Raw genomic sequence first — 16,152 nt, forward strand, 5'->3', positions numbered from 1 at the left:
GTGACCGATCGGTCCCTCATCCTTACTGCGCCGGCAAAGATTAACCTCTACCTGGGGGTTCATACCGAGCGCGATACCCGCGGCTACCACAAAGTCGATTCCCTGATGGCAGCTGTCGGCCTAGCCGATACCGTGACGGTCACGCCGGCGCAGGCGTTGACCGTCCAGACGGTTCCGGCATCAGATTTTCCCATGCAAAAGAATACTGCCTACCGCGCCGCCGTCGCCATGGCCGATCATTTCGGGCGCGAGGCAAACGTGTGCGTGACGATTGAGAAGCGCATCCCGCTGTGCGCCGGCCTGGGCGGCCCCTCGACGGATGCCGCGGCGGTTATCGTTGCCCTGGCTGAGCTGTGGGGCATCGACCGCACTGATCCTGCGCTGGACGAGATTGCTCGTGGCATCGGCGCCGACGTGCCGTTCTTTTTGCATGCGAGCCCCGCATTCTACGTTGGTGGGGGAGACGTTCTGGCAACTGAGTACCCCGCGCTTCCTGTGACGCCCGTTGTGCTGGTCAAGCCGCGGGAGGCGAGCGTTTCGACAATTGAGGCCTATCGACGTTTTGACGAGGCCCCGGTGCCCGCGACTGCGCCCGATGCCATTGCATCGGCTCTTCGCGTGAGTGATGCGAAGATGGCGTATTCGCTCATCCATAACAACTTGGGCGTCATTTCTGCTTTGATGGAGCCGCAGATCCAGGCGGTTCTCGACTGGCTGAGCGCACAGGAGGGAACCGTTGCCGTGGACGTGTGCGGGTCGGGTGCCTGCTCGTTTGCCATTTGCGACACCGCCGCCACGGCCGAAAGGCTTGCCGGGGCTGCCCAGCAAAATGGCTGGTGGTCCTGCGCGACTGAGCTTATTCCCAACACGGTACAAATCGACGCGTCAAAGAAATAAAAATTTCTCTAGCACGCGGCGAAAAACTTTGTTACTATAGTCGAGCTAACGGGTTGTGGCTCAGTTTGGTAGAGCACTGCGTTCGGGACGCAGGGGTCGCTGGTTCAAATCCAGTCAACCCGACCAGAGCATGAGGAGGGACCGCTTCTTGCGGTCCCTTTTTTTAGCTATTGTTGTGATGCCGCGATACCCGCGGTATACTCATTCGAGCTTGTCTCGCTGTTTTGTGGAGGTCTACATGTTTGGACTGAGGGCTCCTGAGCTCATCATTATTCTCATCGTTGTCCTGATTATCTTCGGGCCCAAGAACCTGCCGAAGCTCGGCAAGTCCCTCGGCTCTACCGTCAAGAATATCCGCGAGGGTATGGAGGGCGACGATAAGGACGAGACCAAGCAGGCCGAGGACGTTGTGGTCGAGGAGTCCGAGGAGGACAAGAAGATCGCAGAGCTCGAGGCCCAGCTCGCCGCCGCCAAGAAAAAGAAGGCAGAGGACGGCGACGCGGACGCAGAGTAGTCCCATCCCTTTGGGGTGAGCACCTGACCGGCTTGCCCGCAGGCTAGCCGGTCTTTTTCGTTATGTTGACAGTTGATTGTTACATCATAGTTGGGGAGATATCCGTATGGACGCAAGCCAGATCGTACTGACCGCTGAGGGCCGCCAGAAGCTCGTCGAGGAGCTCGCTTGGCGTGAGGGCGATTACGCCAAGGAGATCGTCGAGGACATCAAGGAAGCCCGCGCGTTTGGCGACCTTTCGGAGAACTCCGAGTACGATGCCGCCAAGGACAAGCAGGCTCAGAATGCTGCTCGTATTGCCGAGATTCAGGCTATTCTCGCCAACGCTCAGGTTGCTGCCACCACGGGCGATCTGACCGTCTCCATCGGTTCTACCGTTTCGCTGATTGATCCCAACGGTGAGGTCATGGAAGTCACGCTCGTCGGTACCACCGAGACCAACTCGCTCGAGCACAAGATCTCCAACGAGTCCCCGGTCGGCCACGCCATCATCGGCCACGGCGAGGGCGACTCCGTCGAGGTCGTTACGCCTTCCGGCAAGACTCGCGTCTACACCATCGCCAAGATCGCACGCTAGACCACGGTCCCGCGTAAAGGTATGTTTTCGCTCCCTGGGACCGAATCCTGGGGAGCGTTTTAGTTTGAGGAGCTAACTTATGGCAGAGAACCAAAACGCCGCCGAGCAGGCATCGACGCTCAACGACGAGCGCGCCACGCGCCTGGCCAAGCGCGCCGCCCTGTTCGAGGCGGGCCAGAACCCCTATCCCGAGCACTCCGAGATCGAGGACTACGTTGCCGACATCGAGGCTAAGTATGCCGATCTTGCCGATGGCGAAGACACCGAGGACGTCGTGAAGATCGGCGGCCGCGTGGTCGCCAAGCGTGGTCAGGGCAAGATCATGTTCATCGTCGTGCGCGACGCAACGGCCGAGATTCAGCTGTTCTGCCGCATCAACGACATGGATGAGGCAGCCTGGAATACGCTCAAGGCCCTCGACCTTGGCGATATCCTGGGTGTGACCGGTGTGGTTGTGCGTACTCAGCGCGGCCAGCTCTCCGTCGCCCCTAAGAGCGCGACCCTGCTCTCCAAGGCCGTTCGCCCGCTGCCCGAGAAGTTCCACGGTCTCTCCGACAAGGAGACCCGCTATCGTCAGCGCTATGTCGACCTGATCGCCAACGACGATGTCCGCGAGACCTTCCGCAAGCGCTCGCAGATCCTCTCCACCTTCCGTCGCTTTATGGAGTCCGACGGCTACATGGAGGTCGAGACCCCCATTCTGCAGACCATTCAGGGTGGCGCTACGGCTAAGCCGTTCATCACGCACTTTAACGCTCTCGATCAGGAGTGCTACCTGCGCATTGCTACCGAGCTGCACCTCAAGCGCTGCATCGTCGGTGGCTTTGAGCGCGTCTTCGAGATCGGTCGTATCTTCCGTAACGAGGGCATGGACCTCACCCACAACCCCGAGTTCACCACGATGGAGGCCTACCGTGCCTTCTCCGATCTCGAGGGCATGAAGGCACTCGCCCAGGGCGTCATCAAGGCTGCCAACAAGGCCATCGGCAACCCCGAGGTCATCGAGTACCAGGGCCAGACCATCGATCTTTCCGGTGAGTGGGCAAGCCGCCCCATGACTGATATTGTCTCTGACGTGCTCGGCAAGAAGGTCACCATCGACACGCCTGTCGAGGAGCTTGCTGCCGCCGCGCGCGAGAAGGGCCTGGAGATCAAGCCCGAGTGGACTGCCGGCAAGATCATCGCCGAGATTTACGATGAGCTGGGCGAGGACACCATCGTCAACCCGACCTTCGTGTGCGATTACCCTATCGAGGTCAGCCCGCTCGCCAAGCGTTTTGAGGACGATCCGCGTCTGACCCACCGCTTTGAGCTGGTCATCGCCGGCCACGAGTACGCCAACGCATTCTCCGAGCTCAACGACCCGGTCGACCAGGCTGAGCGCTTTGCCGCCCAGATGGCCGAGAAGGCCGGCGGCGACGATGAGGCCATGGAGTATGACGAGGACTACGTGCGCGCCCTCGAGTACGGTATGCCTCCCGCGGGCGGCATTGGCATCGGTATCGACCGCGTGGTCATGCTGCTCACCAACCAGGCTTCTATCCGCGATGTCCTGCTGTTCCCGCACATGAAGCCCGAGAAGGGTTTCCAGTCCGGTGCCGCTGCCGCCAAGGCTGCAGAGGCCGGCAACGCCGCGAGCCCGTTCGTTAAGTCGCTCAAGCCCACGCTCGATTACTCCAAGATCGCCGTTGAGCCGCTGTTTGAGGAGTTCGTCGACTTCGATACCTTCTCCAAGAGCGATTTCCGCGCTGTGAAGGTCAAGGCATGCGAGGCCGTCAAGAAGTCCAAGAAGCTGCTGAACTTTACGCTCGACGACGGTACCGGTGCCGACCGCACCATCCTCTCCGGCATCCACGAATACTATGAGCCCGAGGACCTGGTCGGCAAGACCCTGCTTGCCATCACCAACCTGCCTCCGCGCAAGATGATGGGCATCCCCAGCTGCGGCATGCTCATCAGTGCCATCCACGAGGAGGAGGGCGAGGAGCGCCTCAACCTGATCCAGCTCGACGCCTCCATTCCCGCCGGCGCAAAGATGTACTAATTGGTTCCGCCGTTCTACCGAACGGCGGACCAGCCGACGCTGCGCGCCGCCCAGGGCGACAATTTGTCATTCAAAAGGCAAGGCATGACCAGAAGGTCTATGCCTTGCCTTTTTCATGCCAACTTGTTCGCCCTGGACGTCGCTCGCTGGCGTTGCCAATACATCGACGTTGTCGGAGTGGTCATTGGGGACGTTCTTAAACGACTAGTCATTCAAGAACGTCCCCAATGACTACCCAATGGCTATTGCACGCATGGCTCGCATGACAGTCGTCTCTTTTATGTTTCCTTTAGCCGTCGCTGTCTAGGATGGGGGTTAGTCGATAGGAAGGGAGCACCGGGATGGACGATGCGAGCGAGCGCGCAATCGAAGAGGACATGCTCGATCAGTTCAATTACTTTGATGATGAGGACGAGGAGCTGATCGACCGTCGCGAGCCAGCGCCGCTTGATTCCTTTGATCTGGTCGATGAAGAGACTGATAAGGTTGAGGACGAATCAACGGAGTCCCCACAGTCTTCGCGCCTTAACTCGCTGCTTTCGAGAGCCCCCATTCACCACGGCGTTCGTGCCGGCGCGCTCCATATGAAAACTGACTGGCACCAGATCGTGACGGCAGGCGATGAACTTGCCGTCGATGCGCCGCTCACCGATAAATCATCCATCGTCTGCCGCACCGGTATGCTTATGCTCGCGAGTGGAACGGGTGCCTGGCGCGTACGCGATACCATGAATCGAGTCGCCGCCGTACTCGGTGTCACCATCCATGTTGACTTAAGTCTCCTGTCGTTTGAGTGTACTTGCATCGAAGATGGCCACTGCTTTAACGAGGTCGTCAGTCTGCCGACAACCGGCGTCAACACCCATCGCATTTGGATGATGGAGAGTTTCCTCAAGGAAATCGAGACCTATGGTCGTCGCTTCACGGTGCACGAATATCACGAGATGCTCAAGACCGTTGAGAGTTCAAAACCTGATTACGCGCCTTGGCAACAGGGCCTTGCGGCAGCCTGCGCCTGTGACGCCTTTGTCTTTTTACTTGGTGGCGGTCCCATTGAGATGGCATGCGCGTTCGTGGGCGCGGGTGTCGGCAACTTTGCCCGCTCCCATATTCTCAAGCAAGGCCTTGGTCAGTTCAGCGCTTTGACGCTCGGTGTCGCACTGGCCTGTATCTCATATTTGCTGGCATTGCTCGGCCTCGCCCAGGTTGTTCCGGGTGCAATGTCGCACCAAGAAGGCTATATCGGCGCCATGCTCTTTGTGATTCCTGGCTTTCCGCTCATTACGGCAGGTCTCGACATCGCTAAGCTCGACATGCGAAGCGGTATCGAGCGTCTTTCGTATGCTGTGTCGATTATTGTGATGGCGACCCTCGTAGGTTGGATGGTTGCCGAGTGTGTGGGACTGGCGCCGGACGACTTTGCCCCACTGGGCCTTTCGCCGCTTGCCCTTACGCTCCTGCGCGTGGTGATGAGCTTCGTTGGCGTATTCGGCTTCTCGGTGATGTTCAACAGCCCGGTAAAGATGGCCGCGGCAGCTGGGTTGATCGGCGCCGTGTCCAATACCCTGCGTCTGACCCTTGTCGATGCGCCGACGATGATTCCCTTCCTGGGCCTCAGCACGGGAATGCCTCCCGAGGCAGCAGCGTTTATCGGCGCGCTGGTATCGGGTCTTCTGGCAAGCTTGGCCGAAGTCAAGCTCACCTACCCGCGCATCGCCCTCACGGTGCCTTCGATTGTCATTATGGTGCCCGGTCTGTATCTCTATCGCTCTATGTATTACATGTGCACCTTCGACACAGTCAATATGCTCGGCTGGTTTGTGCGCGCAGTGCTCATCGTAGCGTTTCTGCCCGTTGGGCTGGGTGTGGCGCGTACGCTCACCGACCCTCGCTGGCGCCACACCAGCTAATTGGTACAAGGGGGGACAGGTTACTTTGCACCAAATGAGTTGCGGTGAAATAGGGACTGAATTGCTGCTTAAAGGGTCAAAACAGTCCGTATTCCACTGCAACTTATGGGGTCGGGGGATTATCGGTGCCCTGCATCTTCATAAACTCAACGCTTACGAAGCGTGTGCTGTTCGTGTTAGGGTAGTTCCACCACATAAGTAGTCGCAGACGCACGTACCACGGGCGGGCGAGATGAAGTCCCAGTAACTCCATCTCGCCCGCCCGTTTTTGTTGGCGGCGCCGCGACGCAACACAGAAAGGACCATGCCCTTTATGCCTATCAACAAACGAGAGAGCCTGCTGTTCACCTTTATCATGTGCTTTTGCATGGTGTTCTGGATGAGCATCTACAACGTTGCCCTGCAGCACGGGGCCATCAACGGCGAGGTCATTGCCGCCGCGTGGCTCGGCTTCCCCGTTGCCTACATTTTTGCCATGTGCTGCGACTGGTTTGTTGCCAGCCCCCTTGCCAAGGGTTCCGCTTTTAAATTCCTGGTCACGCCGGGTAAGAGCTCACCGCTTGCCATGACGCTCGCCGTCAGTTCCTGCATGGTCGTTCCCATGGTCATCATCATGTCGCTCTACGGCGCGTGCGAAGGCCTGCTCCATATGCCCGGCGGCCCGCTTGCCAATCTGCAGGTGCTGCCGATGATGTGGCTCGTCAACATTCCGCGCAACTTTATCATGGCCCTGCCCTGGAACCTGCTGGTGGCTGGTCCGGTTGCTCGCTTTATCTTCCGCCATGCCTTCCCCATGGGAACCGTCTTTGAAGAACAGCATATGGAGCTCGTACGTATGCCGGGCGCTCCCGTTGCCGATGTCGTCGATGACGTTGCCGAGAGTATGGACGCCGAGCCCGTCTGCTAGGCAAGAGCCACTAACCTAGAGCGCCCGCCGCACCCGGCGATTCCTTTTTTGTAGACGTTGTCGTATGGCTGCACGCGGAAAAGGCCACAGCGGTTAACATATACTCCATATGGGTAAAGAGACCAAAGCGCCGCCACGAGTGGCGCTTTGCGTTTGAAAAACTAGCTCGTCTAAGAGGAACTAGCATGTTGGACCGTTTTACCGATCGCGCGCGCAAGGTCATGTCCATGGCCAAGCAGGAGGCGCTCGATCTTCACTCAAATAAGGTGGGTACCGAGCATCTGCTGCTCGCGCTCGCCAAGGAGGACGAGGGCATTGCCGCCGAGGCACTGCGCTCACTCGATATCTCCTACGATGACATCATGGACACGCTCAAGGAGGTCCAGACCACCGTTCCCGAGCCCAGCGAGGAGACCGAGGCCGCTAAGCTCGCCTTTACGCCGCTCGTCATCAGCGTGATGGAGCGTTCCTTCCGCGTGGCGCGCGAGAACAACCAGACCTATGTGTCGACCGAGCACCTGCTCATCGGTATCGTCGAAGAGGGCAACGGCATGGCCATGGACATTCTCATGCGCCTGGGTGTTTCGTCCGCTTCCATTAAAAAAGCCATCGAGAAGCTTACCGCCAAGGATCAAGACAAGAAGCGCCCGCTCGCCGGTGCCGGTGCCGGGCGTCCCGGTACAGGCCTGCCGTTCTTTAGCGGCTCGGACGCCTCGCAGCAAAAGGGGAGCGGCACCGACACGCTCAAGCAGTTCGCCACCAACCTTACGCAGAAGGCGCGCGACGGCGAGCTCGACCCGGTGATCGGTCGCGAAAAGGAAGTCCAGCGCATGATGGAGATCCTTTCGCGCCGCACCAAGAACAACCCGCTTATCTTGGGTGACCCCGGCGTGGGCAAGACGGCCATCGTCGAGGGCCTGGCGCAGCAGATCGCTGCCGGCAACGTGCCCGAGAACCTTATGAACCAGAACATCTGGACGCTCGACCTGCCGGGTCTTGTCGCGGGCGCCAAATATCGCGGTGAGTTTGAGGAGCGTCTCAAGAACGTAATCCAGGAGGCAACCGAAGCCGACGACGTCATCCTGTTTATCGACGAGATGCACACCATCATCGGTGCCGGTTCTGCCGAGGGATCCATCGATGCAAGCTCCATGCTCAAGCCCGTGCTCGCGCGCGGCGCTTTCCAGATTATCGGTGCCACCACGGCCGAGGAGTTCCGCAAGTACCTCACCAAGGACCCGGCCTTCGAGCGCCGCTTCCAGACCATCGATGTTGAGGAGCCAAGCGTCGAGGACACGGTCAAGATCCTGACCGCGCTCAAGCCGCGCTACGAGGAGCACCACCACGTGCGCTATACGCAGGGTGCCATCGAGGCCGCCGCGAACCTCTCCAACCGCTACATCCAGGATCGCTTCCTGCCCGATAAGGCCATCGACCTCATCGACGAGGCCGGCGCCCGCGCCCGCATTGCCGCCAACCGTGCGCCTGAGCCGGTGCGCGAGGCCGAGCATCGCGTGGAGGAGCTCAAGGCTGCCGCGCAGGAGGCCACCGAGGGCGACGACATGAACAAGGCCGCCGAGATTACCGAGCAGCAGAAGGCTGCCGAGATTGAGCTCGCCGAGGCCAAGGCAGCTTGGACGGCCGAGCTCGACGCCAGCCCGCTCACCATCGATGTCGCCCAGGTTGCCGACATCGTGTCCGTGACCTCGGGCGTGCCGGTGTCTTCGCTCACCGAGAGCGAAAGCCGTCGTCTGTTGCAGACCGAAAGCGTGCTCAAGACCCGCATTATCGGCCAGGATGAAGCTGTCGAGGCCGTGGCCAAGGCAGTGCGCCGCAGCCGCTCGCCGCTCAAGGACCCGCGTCGTCCCGGCGGCAGCTTTATCTTCTTGGGTCCTACCGGCACAGGCAAGACCGAGCTCGCCAAGACGCTCGCCGAGTACCTCTTTGGCAGCAAGGACGCGCTTATCAGCTTCGACATGTCTGAGTTTGGCAGCGAGTTCGAGGTCTCCAAGCTCATCGGTAGCCCCCCGGGCTACGTGGGCCACGACGAGGGCGGTCAGCTCACCAAGGCCGTTCGCCGTCACCCGTACTCGGTCGTGCTGTTCGACGAGATCGAGAAGGCGCACCCCGATATCTTCAACATCTTGCTGCAGGTGCTTGAGGAGGGTCGCCTGACCGATAGCCAGGGCAAGACGGTCGATTTCCGCAACACCGTGATCATCATGACGTCCAACGTGGGCGCCCGCGAGATTGCGCAGGATGCGAGCGTTGGCTTTGGCACCACCGGTGAGCAGGGTCTTACCTCGAGCGAGATTAAGGGCCGTGCGATGGGCGAACTCAAGCGCCTGTTCCGCCCCGAGCTGCTCAACCGTATCGATGACATCGTGGTGTTTCAGAAGCTTTCGGGCGAGAACCTGACCAAGATCGCTCACCTGCTGGTGGACGACCTGCGCCAGCGCCTGATTGCCAACGGCATGAACATCAAACTCACCGATGCGGCCTACGACAAGATCGTAGCCGAGGGTACCGACCTCACCAACGGCGCACGTCCGCTGCGCCGCGCCATCCAAAAGCTCATCGAGGATCCGCTGTCCGAGGAGCTGCTGGCCGGCGAGTGGGGCAGCGGCGATACCGTCCTGTGCGACGTGGCCGACGGCAAGTTCGTCTTTAGCCACGGTACGGGCGAGATCCCAGCGCCGCGTCCGGCAGGTGCGCTTGGGGGCGATACCGCTCCGGAAGCGCCGCACACCGGAAACGCCGCGCCTGTGAGCAGTGGCGTAAGCTCGGGCCCCGGCGGCATGATGCAAGCCGGTTCCGGCGCGCTGTAGGGCGTAACAAAACCTTGTGTCCACGAGGGCGTTCCAAAGGAGCGCCCTTTTTTCTGTTGGAAAGGCCCCTCGTTCAAAGTAAATCTCATTAAACATACCAACGGCGTATGCATAAGCGTTGATCAAGCGTTGAGGTTGGTTGAAGGGTCCAACGTCCCTTCGACGCGGTCCGTCTACCTGCTTTATCTTAATAAAGTGGCGTTTCTCCGCCGTTAGCCGATGATGCGAGAGCGCTCGGCGTTTTCGACTGGTTTATGCAAACGAAGTCTGGGAATATACAAGGCGCATGTCTTATTGTCTAACCAGTTGCGCCAAGGAGGCACCATGGACTACAAGATCACCGGCTATGAGCCCGCCCAGCTGTTCCATTTCTTTGAGGAGGTCAGCGCGATCCCCCGTGGGTCTGGCAACGAGAAGGGCATCAGCGATTTCCTGGTTGCGTTTGCCAAGGAGCGCGGCCTCGATGTGTATCAGGACGAGGTCTACAACGTCATCATTCGCAAGCCCGCATCTGCCGGTGCCGAGAATGCCCCGACCGTGATGCTGCAGGGCCACATCGATATGGTGTGCGACAAATTGGGCTCCGTTGAGCACGACTTTACGACCGATGGTATCGACCTGCTCGTCAAGGACGGCGTTCTCACCGCTAACGGCACCACGCTGGGCGCCGACAACGGTATCGCCGTCGCTCTGATGCTCACTGTTCTCGATGACGATTCGATCGTTCACCCCGCCCTCGAGTGCGTATTCACCACCGACGAGGAGACTGGCCTGGTCGGCGCCGAGACACTCGATAAGTCTCAGATTAGCGCCCGCACCATGATCAACCTTGACTCCGAGGAAGAGGGCGTTGCCACCGTCAGCTGCGCCGGCGGCGTCGTCGTTACCTACACCTGCCCGATCGCGCGCGAGCACAAGACCGGTAGTACCCTCACGTTCGACATCTCCGGCCTGCTGGGCGGTCACTCCGGCAGCGATATCCACCTGGAGCGCGGCAACGGCAACCTCATCATGGCCCGCATCATCGACCGCCTGATGGTTGCCGGCGAGCCCGCCATCGTTAGCTTTAACGGCGGCACCAAGGACAACGCCATCAACCGTGAGTGCAAGGCTGTTCTGGTCTACGCCGACCACGCTGCCGCCGAGGCCGCGGCCCAGATCGCAAAGGGCATTATCGCCGACGTCACTGCCGAGCTCGAGGTCTTCGACCCCGGCTTTACCTGCACTGTCGAGATTGCCGACGACGCCGAGGTCGAGGCCATGGACGAGAAGTCCGCGCTTGCCCTCATCCGCGCCCTGCGTCTTGCCCCCAACGGCGTGATCCGTCGCAACGTCGCTACCGACGGCTCCGTCGAGGTTTCCTCCAACATCGGTGTGGTTGCCACTTCTGACGACGAGGTCAAGATCATGCTGTCCCCGCGCTCCTCGATCACCTCGCTGCAGAACGAGTTCAAGGACCGCCTGCAGACGCTGGCCGATGTCTTGGGCTTCGACGCCAAGTTTGAGTTCGAGTATCCCGGCTGGAGCTATGCCGAGCATTCGCCGGTCCGCGACGTCTTTATCGAGAGCTATCGCGAGCTCTTTGGCTCCGAGCTGCGCATCGAGTCCATTCACGCCGGCCTTGAGTGCGGCCTGTTTGCCGAGGCCCTGCACGGCCTGGACGCCATCGCCGTGGGCCCGACGCTCTCCGATGTCCACACCCCGGACGAGAGCATGGAGCTCGCTTCTGCCGAGCGCTTCTACGAGCTGCTCATCGACGTCCTCAAGCGCCTTGCCGCGTAAAGGTCGCCTTGGTTAAGCCGCTCTAAAACGGCTGGCTATGAAAACGGCCGCCTGGCGTAATGCCGGGCGGCCGTTATTCGTTACAGTGCGAGGATCCCAAGGTGCTCAAGTAGGATCTTAAGCCCGATGAGGACGAGTACGACGCCACCCACGATGGTGGCGGGTTTTTCGTAGCGCGCGCCAAAGGTGTGGCCGATCGCTACGCCGGCGACGGAGAAGATAAACGTTGTGACGCCGATAAGTGATACGGAGGGCACGATATCGACCGAGAGCGCGGCAAACGAGATGCCCACGGCGAGCGCGTCAATCGAGGTGGCGATGGCAAGGATTAGGTACTCGCCCAGGTCGATCTTTTCGGCATCCTTGCCGTCGCCTTCGTCCTCATCCTCGTCTTCGGTAAAGGCTTCCCACAGCATCTTGCCGCCGATAAAGGCCAAAAGGATAAAGGCGATCCAATGGTCGATGGGACCGATGATGCCCATGAACTGGCTGCCGAGTGCCCAACCGATTACGGGCATGCCGGCCTGAAAGCCGCCAAAGAACAGGCCGAGCACAACGGCGACTTTAAGGTTGATCTTTTTCATGCCGAGACCCTTGCAGATGGAAACGGCAAAGGCGTCCATCGAAAGGCCAACGGCGAGCAACACGAGCTCTGCGAGTCCCATAGTCTGGCCCCCTCTCTGCGGGCGAACCCGATTACACGACTACTCCCTCATTTATATGAGACCCGATGCTACCACATGAGCAGCCAAAAGAGCCCCGTCCCAAATGAGCTACCTAAGCGGTGTTCGCTCATTCTGTAAGCATCGGAATTTGCGGGCGTCACAGGGGCAAACCGTGAGAAACTTATTGACGTTTATGGAGCGTATACGATGGGAGCGATGCCTTGGATAAGAACGAGCTGCAAAAGCGTATGGAACAGGCCATCCGCCTGACGGCACCTGGCCAGCCGATCCGCACCGCCCTTGACATGATCATCGCCGGTCACCTGGGTGCCCTTATCTGCGTCGGCGACACCGAAAACGTGCTCGCTGCCGGTAACGACGGCTTCCCGCTCAACATTTCGTTTACCTCGAACCGCCTGTTCGAGCTTTCCAAGATGGACGGCGCCATCGTCATCGACGGCGACCTTACCCAGATCCTGCGCGCCAATTTCCACCTCAATCCCGACCCCTCGCTCGCCACGAGCGAGACGGGCATGCGTCACCGTACTGCCGCTCGCATGTCGGTGCTCACCGACGCCATCGTGATCTCGGTCTCGGCCCGTCGTGCCGTCGTCAACGTGTATGTGCACGGCAAGAGCTATGAGATTCAGCCCGTCACCACCATCATGAGCTCGGTCAACCAGCTCGTCGCTACGCTTCAGACCACCCGTCAGTCGCTCGACCGCTCCCTGCTGCGTCTGACGGCCCTCGAGCTGGACGACTACGTCACGCTCGCCGACATCACCGGCATTTTCTCGAGTTTCGAGATCATGCAGCAGGCAAAGACCGAGCTTAAGGATTGCATTGTCAAGCTGGGCAACCAGGGCAAGCTCGTGCAGATGCAGCTCGAGCAGCTCGCCGGCTCCAGCATGGATACCGAGTACGACTTGATGATTCGCGACTACGCAAGCGATTCCTCCGAGGCAAACGCCGAGAAGATCCGTGCCGAGCTTAGCCGCATGACGCCCAAGGACTTGTCCGACCCGCAGCATGTGGCGGCGGTTCTGGGTTACGACGACCTGGACGAGGACTCCGTCATGACGCCGCTGGGCCTGCGCACGCTTTCGCGCGTGTCCGTCGTGCGCGACGGCGTGGCCGAGAAGATCGTCGACGAGTATGGCTCGCTGCAGGAGCTCATGGACGACATCAGCAAGGATCCGGAGCGCCTGGGCGACTTTGGCGTTAACAACCCTGCCATTCTTGCGGACTCCCTGTACCGCATGAAGGGCACCAAACAGGGGAACGCATAATGGCGCCCGTATGCGCCGTGGTCGTTGCCGGTGGCAGCGGCCAGCGCTTTGGTAATCCCGGTGGCAAGCAGCTCGTCAATGTAGCGGGCCGTCCGCTTATGAGCTGGTCCATCCGCGCGTTTGACCGTAGCGATAAGGTCGGCCACATCGTCGTGGTTTGCCCTGCCGAGCGTCGTGCCGAGATGCGCCGCCTGGCCATCAGCCCGTATTCGTATAACACGCCCATCAGCTTCGCCGATGCCGGCGATACTCGCCAGGACTCCACTCGTGCCGGCGTGCATGCGGTGCCGGCAGGCTTTGAATACGTCGCCATTCACGACGGCGCTCGTCCGCTCATTACTACCGAGGCCATCGATCACGCTATCGACGTGCTCGTGAGCGACCGATCGCTCGACGGTGTCGTGTGTGGCCAGCCCGCGATCGACACGCTCAAGATCGTCGATGGGGACAACATTGTCGAGACGCCGCCACGCGAACTCTATTGGGCCGCGCAGACGCCGCAAATCTTTAGTGTCGACGCCATGAAACGCGCCCATGCCGCGGCGATTGCCGAGGGCTTTATCGGTACGGACGATTCGTCACTGGTCGAGCGCATGGGTGGGCGCGTCCGCTGCGTCCAGAGCCCGCGCGACAACCTTAAGGTGACGGTGCCCGAGGACTTGCGTCCCGTAACCGCGATTTTGCTCGGGCGGATGGCCGAGAGAGAGGACCTTCCCCATGTTCAGTAACCTGCGCATTGGCCACGGCTACGACGTCCACCGTTTGGTGGAGGGGCGTCGATGTATCATCGGCGGGGTCGACATTCCCTACGAGCGCGGCCTGCTGGGCCACTCGGATGCCGATGTGCTCGCGCACGCGCTGGCTGACGCTATTCTGGGCGCCTGCCGCGGGGGAGACATTGGCAAGCTGTTCCCCGACACCGACCCCGCCTACGAGGGTGCCGACTCGATGGTGTTGCTTGCCCGCGTAATGGACTATGCGCGCGAGCTGGGCTTTGAGTTTGTCGATGCCGACTGCACCATTGCCTGCCAGCAGCCTAAGATCACCCCGCACCGCGATGCCATGCGTGCCAACTTGGCCCATGTCCTGGGCGTTGACGTCGAAAACGTGGGCGTCGCCGCCACCACGACCGAAAAGCTCGGTTGGGAAGGTCAAGGCGAGGGAATTGGCGCCTGGGCCGTCTGCCTGCTACAGAAAACCGTTAAGGAGTAACGAATGCGTATCTACAACAGCGCTACCCATAAAAAGGAAGAGTTCCAGCCCATCGAGCCCGGCAAGGTCCGTATGTACGTGTGCGGACCCACGGTTTACGACAACATCCACATCGGCAACGCCCGCACGTTCATCAGCTTCGATGTGATTCGACGCTGGCTCATCGCGAGCGGCTACGAGGTCACGTTCGCCCAGAACCTTACCGATGTCGACGACAAGATCATCAAGCGCGCTAACGAGCAGGGCCGTACGGCCGCCGAGGTCGCGACGGAGTTCTCGGATAAGTTTATTGGCGTCATGCGCGCTGCCAACGTGCTCGATCCCGATGTGCGCCCCCGCGCCACCAAGGAGATCGGCCCCATGATTGCCATGATCAAGGCGCTCATCGAGCAGGGCCACGCTTACGCCGCCGATAACGGCGACGTGTACTTTGCCGTGCGCAGCGATCCCAACTACGGTCAGGTCTCGGGCCGCAACATCGACGACCTTATGGTGGGTGCGCGCATCGAGGAGAACGAGGACAAGAACGACCCGCTCGACTTTGCGCTGTGGAAGGCCGCCAAGCCCGGCGAGCCCAGCTGGCCGAGCCCCTGGGGCGAGGGCCGTCCCGGCTGGCACACCGAGTGCGCCGCCATGGTGCACCGCTACCTGGGTACCCCGATCGACATTCACGGCGGTGGCTCCGACCTTGCCTTCCCGCATCACGAGAACGAGTGCGCCCAGGCTGCCTGCGCCTGGCACCAGGGCTTCTCCAACACCTGGATGCACACGGGCATGCTGCTGGTCGACGGCGAGAAGATGTCCAAGTCGCTTGGTAACTTCTTTACGCTGGCCGAGGTGCTCGAGCAGCACTCCGCTGCCGCCCTGCGCCTGCTGATGCTGCAGACGAGCTATCGCTCGCCGCTCGACTTCTCCTGGGAGCGCCTGGAGGGTGCCGAGAATTCGCTCACGCGTATCGCCGGTACGGTCGAGAACCTGCGCTGGGCCGCGAACCATGCGACGGCCGATGCCGATGAGGCGGCATCTGAGGCGTTTGCCGCCAAGGCTGCCGAGACCCGTGCCGCCTTTAAGGAGTGCATGGACGACGACTTTAACACCGCCGGTGCCATGGGCGCCGTCTTTGGTTTTGTCACCGAGTGCAATCAGTATCTGGAGCAGGCGGGCGACGCTGCCGACAAGGCCGCGGCTCTTGCTGCCGCCGATACGCTGGTCGAGCTGCTCGATACGTTTGGCGTTGAGCTTCCCGAGCCCAAGGTCGAGCTACCGCTGGGCCTTTTGGGCGTTGCCGCCGGCTTGGTCGCCTACACTGGTGACGACGTGGACGAGGCCGCTGCCAAGATTCTCGAGGCTCGCGCCGAGGCCCGTGCCGCCAAGAACTGGGACTTGGCAGATGCCATCCGCGATCAACTCAAGGACCTGGGCCTGACGATTGAAGATACCGCCGCCGGCACCCGTATCAAATCCCTCTAACCCCCGCGGGTTTCCCAAGCACCCGACCGCCCGAGCCACGGCACCTTGCCTTTCAAT

13 protein-coding genes and 1 tRNA gene are annotated in these 16,152 nt (G+C 60.6%); 13 read left to right on the plus strand and 1 reads right to left on the minus strand.

Annotated elements, in window-relative coordinates; translation table 11 throughout:
- The 9 genes from ispE (at position 1) to ACTQX9_RS01270 (ending at position 11,459) form a co-directional block, all read left to right on the plus strand.
- Positions 1-897, plus strand: coding sequence for a 4-(cytidine 5'-diphospho)-2-C-methyl-D-erythritol kinase (gene ispE / locus ACTQX9_RS01230; RefSeq protein ID WP_441540274.1), 897 nt, complete (start codon positions 1-3; stop codon positions 895-897).
- A gap of 49 nt (positions 898-946) precedes the next feature.
- Positions 947-1,023 (plus strand) — tRNA-Pro (locus ACTQX9_RS01235).
- Between the two features lie 112 nt (positions 1,024-1,135).
- A complete protein-coding gene (tatA, locus tag ACTQX9_RS01240) occupies positions 1,136-1,411 on the plus strand; it encodes a twin-arginine translocase TatA/TatE family subunit (RefSeq protein ID WP_441540275.1) in 276 nt (91 codons plus the stop codon).
- Positions 1,412-1,517: 106 nt separating this feature from the next.
- A complete protein-coding gene (greA, locus tag ACTQX9_RS01245) occupies positions 1,518-1,988 on the plus strand; it encodes a transcription elongation factor GreA (RefSeq protein WP_006234960.1) in 471 nt (156 codons plus the stop codon).
- A 79-nt stretch (positions 1,989-2,067) separates the two neighbouring features.
- Entirely contained in the window at positions 2,068-4,032 is a 1,965-nt protein-coding gene (gene lysS, locus ACTQX9_RS01250; RefSeq protein ID WP_154514782.1) for a lysine--tRNA ligase, read from the plus strand.
- A gap of 341 nt (positions 4,033-4,373) precedes the next feature.
- The gene (locus ACTQX9_RS01255; protein WP_441540276.1) at positions 4,374-5,942 is read left to right on the plus strand and encodes a threonine/serine ThrE exporter family protein; all 1,569 of its coding nucleotides are present in this window, start codon (positions 4,374-4,376) and stop codon (positions 5,940-5,942) included.
- A gap of 313 nt (positions 5,943-6,255) precedes the next feature.
- Positions 6,256-6,849 (plus strand): DUF2798 domain-containing protein, encoded by a 594-nt coding sequence (locus ACTQX9_RS01260; RefSeq protein WP_441540277.1) that lies wholly within the window; start codon positions 6,256-6,258, stop codon positions 6,847-6,849.
- Between the two features lie 185 nt (positions 6,850-7,034).
- Complete coding sequence (locus ACTQX9_RS01265; RefSeq protein ID WP_427718343.1) at positions 7,035-9,677, plus strand: ATP-dependent Clp protease ATP-binding subunit; 2,643 nt, start codon at positions 7,035-7,037, stop codon at positions 9,675-9,677.
- 324 nt (positions 9,678-10,001) lie between these two features.
- Positions 10,002-11,459 (plus strand): aminoacyl-histidine dipeptidase, encoded by a 1,458-nt coding sequence (locus tag ACTQX9_RS01270; protein ID WP_427796172.1) that lies wholly within the window; start codon positions 10,002-10,004, stop codon positions 11,457-11,459.
- An 80-nt stretch (positions 11,460-11,539) separates the two neighbouring features.
- On the opposite strand, the gene ACTQX9_RS01275 is transcribed toward ACTQX9_RS01270, so the two are convergent.
- Complete coding sequence (locus ACTQX9_RS01275) at positions 11,540-12,124, minus strand: manganese efflux pump MntP (protein ID WP_154514774.1); 585 nt, start codon at positions 12,122-12,124, stop codon at positions 11,540-11,542.
- Between the two features lie 248 nt (positions 12,125-12,372).
- On the opposite strand from ACTQX9_RS01275, the gene disA reads away from it, so the two are divergent.
- From disA to cysS, 4 genes are read left to right on the plus strand one after another with little or no spacing between them, the layout of a single operon-like run.
- Positions 12,373-13,413, plus strand: coding sequence for a DNA integrity scanning diadenylate cyclase DisA (gene disA, locus ACTQX9_RS01280; protein ID WP_370450554.1), 1,041 nt, complete (start codon positions 12,373-12,375; stop codon positions 13,411-13,413).
- Positions 13,413-14,141, plus strand: a complete 729-nt coding sequence (gene ispD, locus ACTQX9_RS01285) for a 2-C-methyl-D-erythritol 4-phosphate cytidylyltransferase (RefSeq protein ID WP_154514770.1) — start codon at positions 13,413-13,415, stop codon at positions 14,139-14,141. The genes disA and ispD overlap by 1 nt, the downstream gene beginning before the upstream one ends.
- Positions 14,131-14,625, plus strand: a complete 495-nt coding sequence (gene ispF / locus ACTQX9_RS01290; RefSeq protein WP_441032115.1) for a 2-C-methyl-D-erythritol 2,4-cyclodiphosphate synthase — start codon at positions 14,131-14,133, stop codon at positions 14,623-14,625. Before ispD ends, ispF begins: the two co-directional genes overlap by 11 nt.
- A 3-nt stretch (positions 14,626-14,628) precedes the next feature.
- Positions 14,629-16,095, plus strand: a complete 1,467-nt coding sequence (gene cysS, locus ACTQX9_RS01295; RefSeq protein ID WP_441540278.1) for a cysteine--tRNA ligase — start codon at positions 14,629-14,631, stop codon at positions 16,093-16,095.
- Positions 16,096-16,152 lie beyond the last annotated feature (57 nt).

It is taken from the genome of Collinsella sp. LCP19S3_F2 (genome assembly GCF_052121015.1).
GTDB lineage: Bacteria > Actinomycetota > Coriobacteriia > Coriobacteriales > Coriobacteriaceae > Collinsella.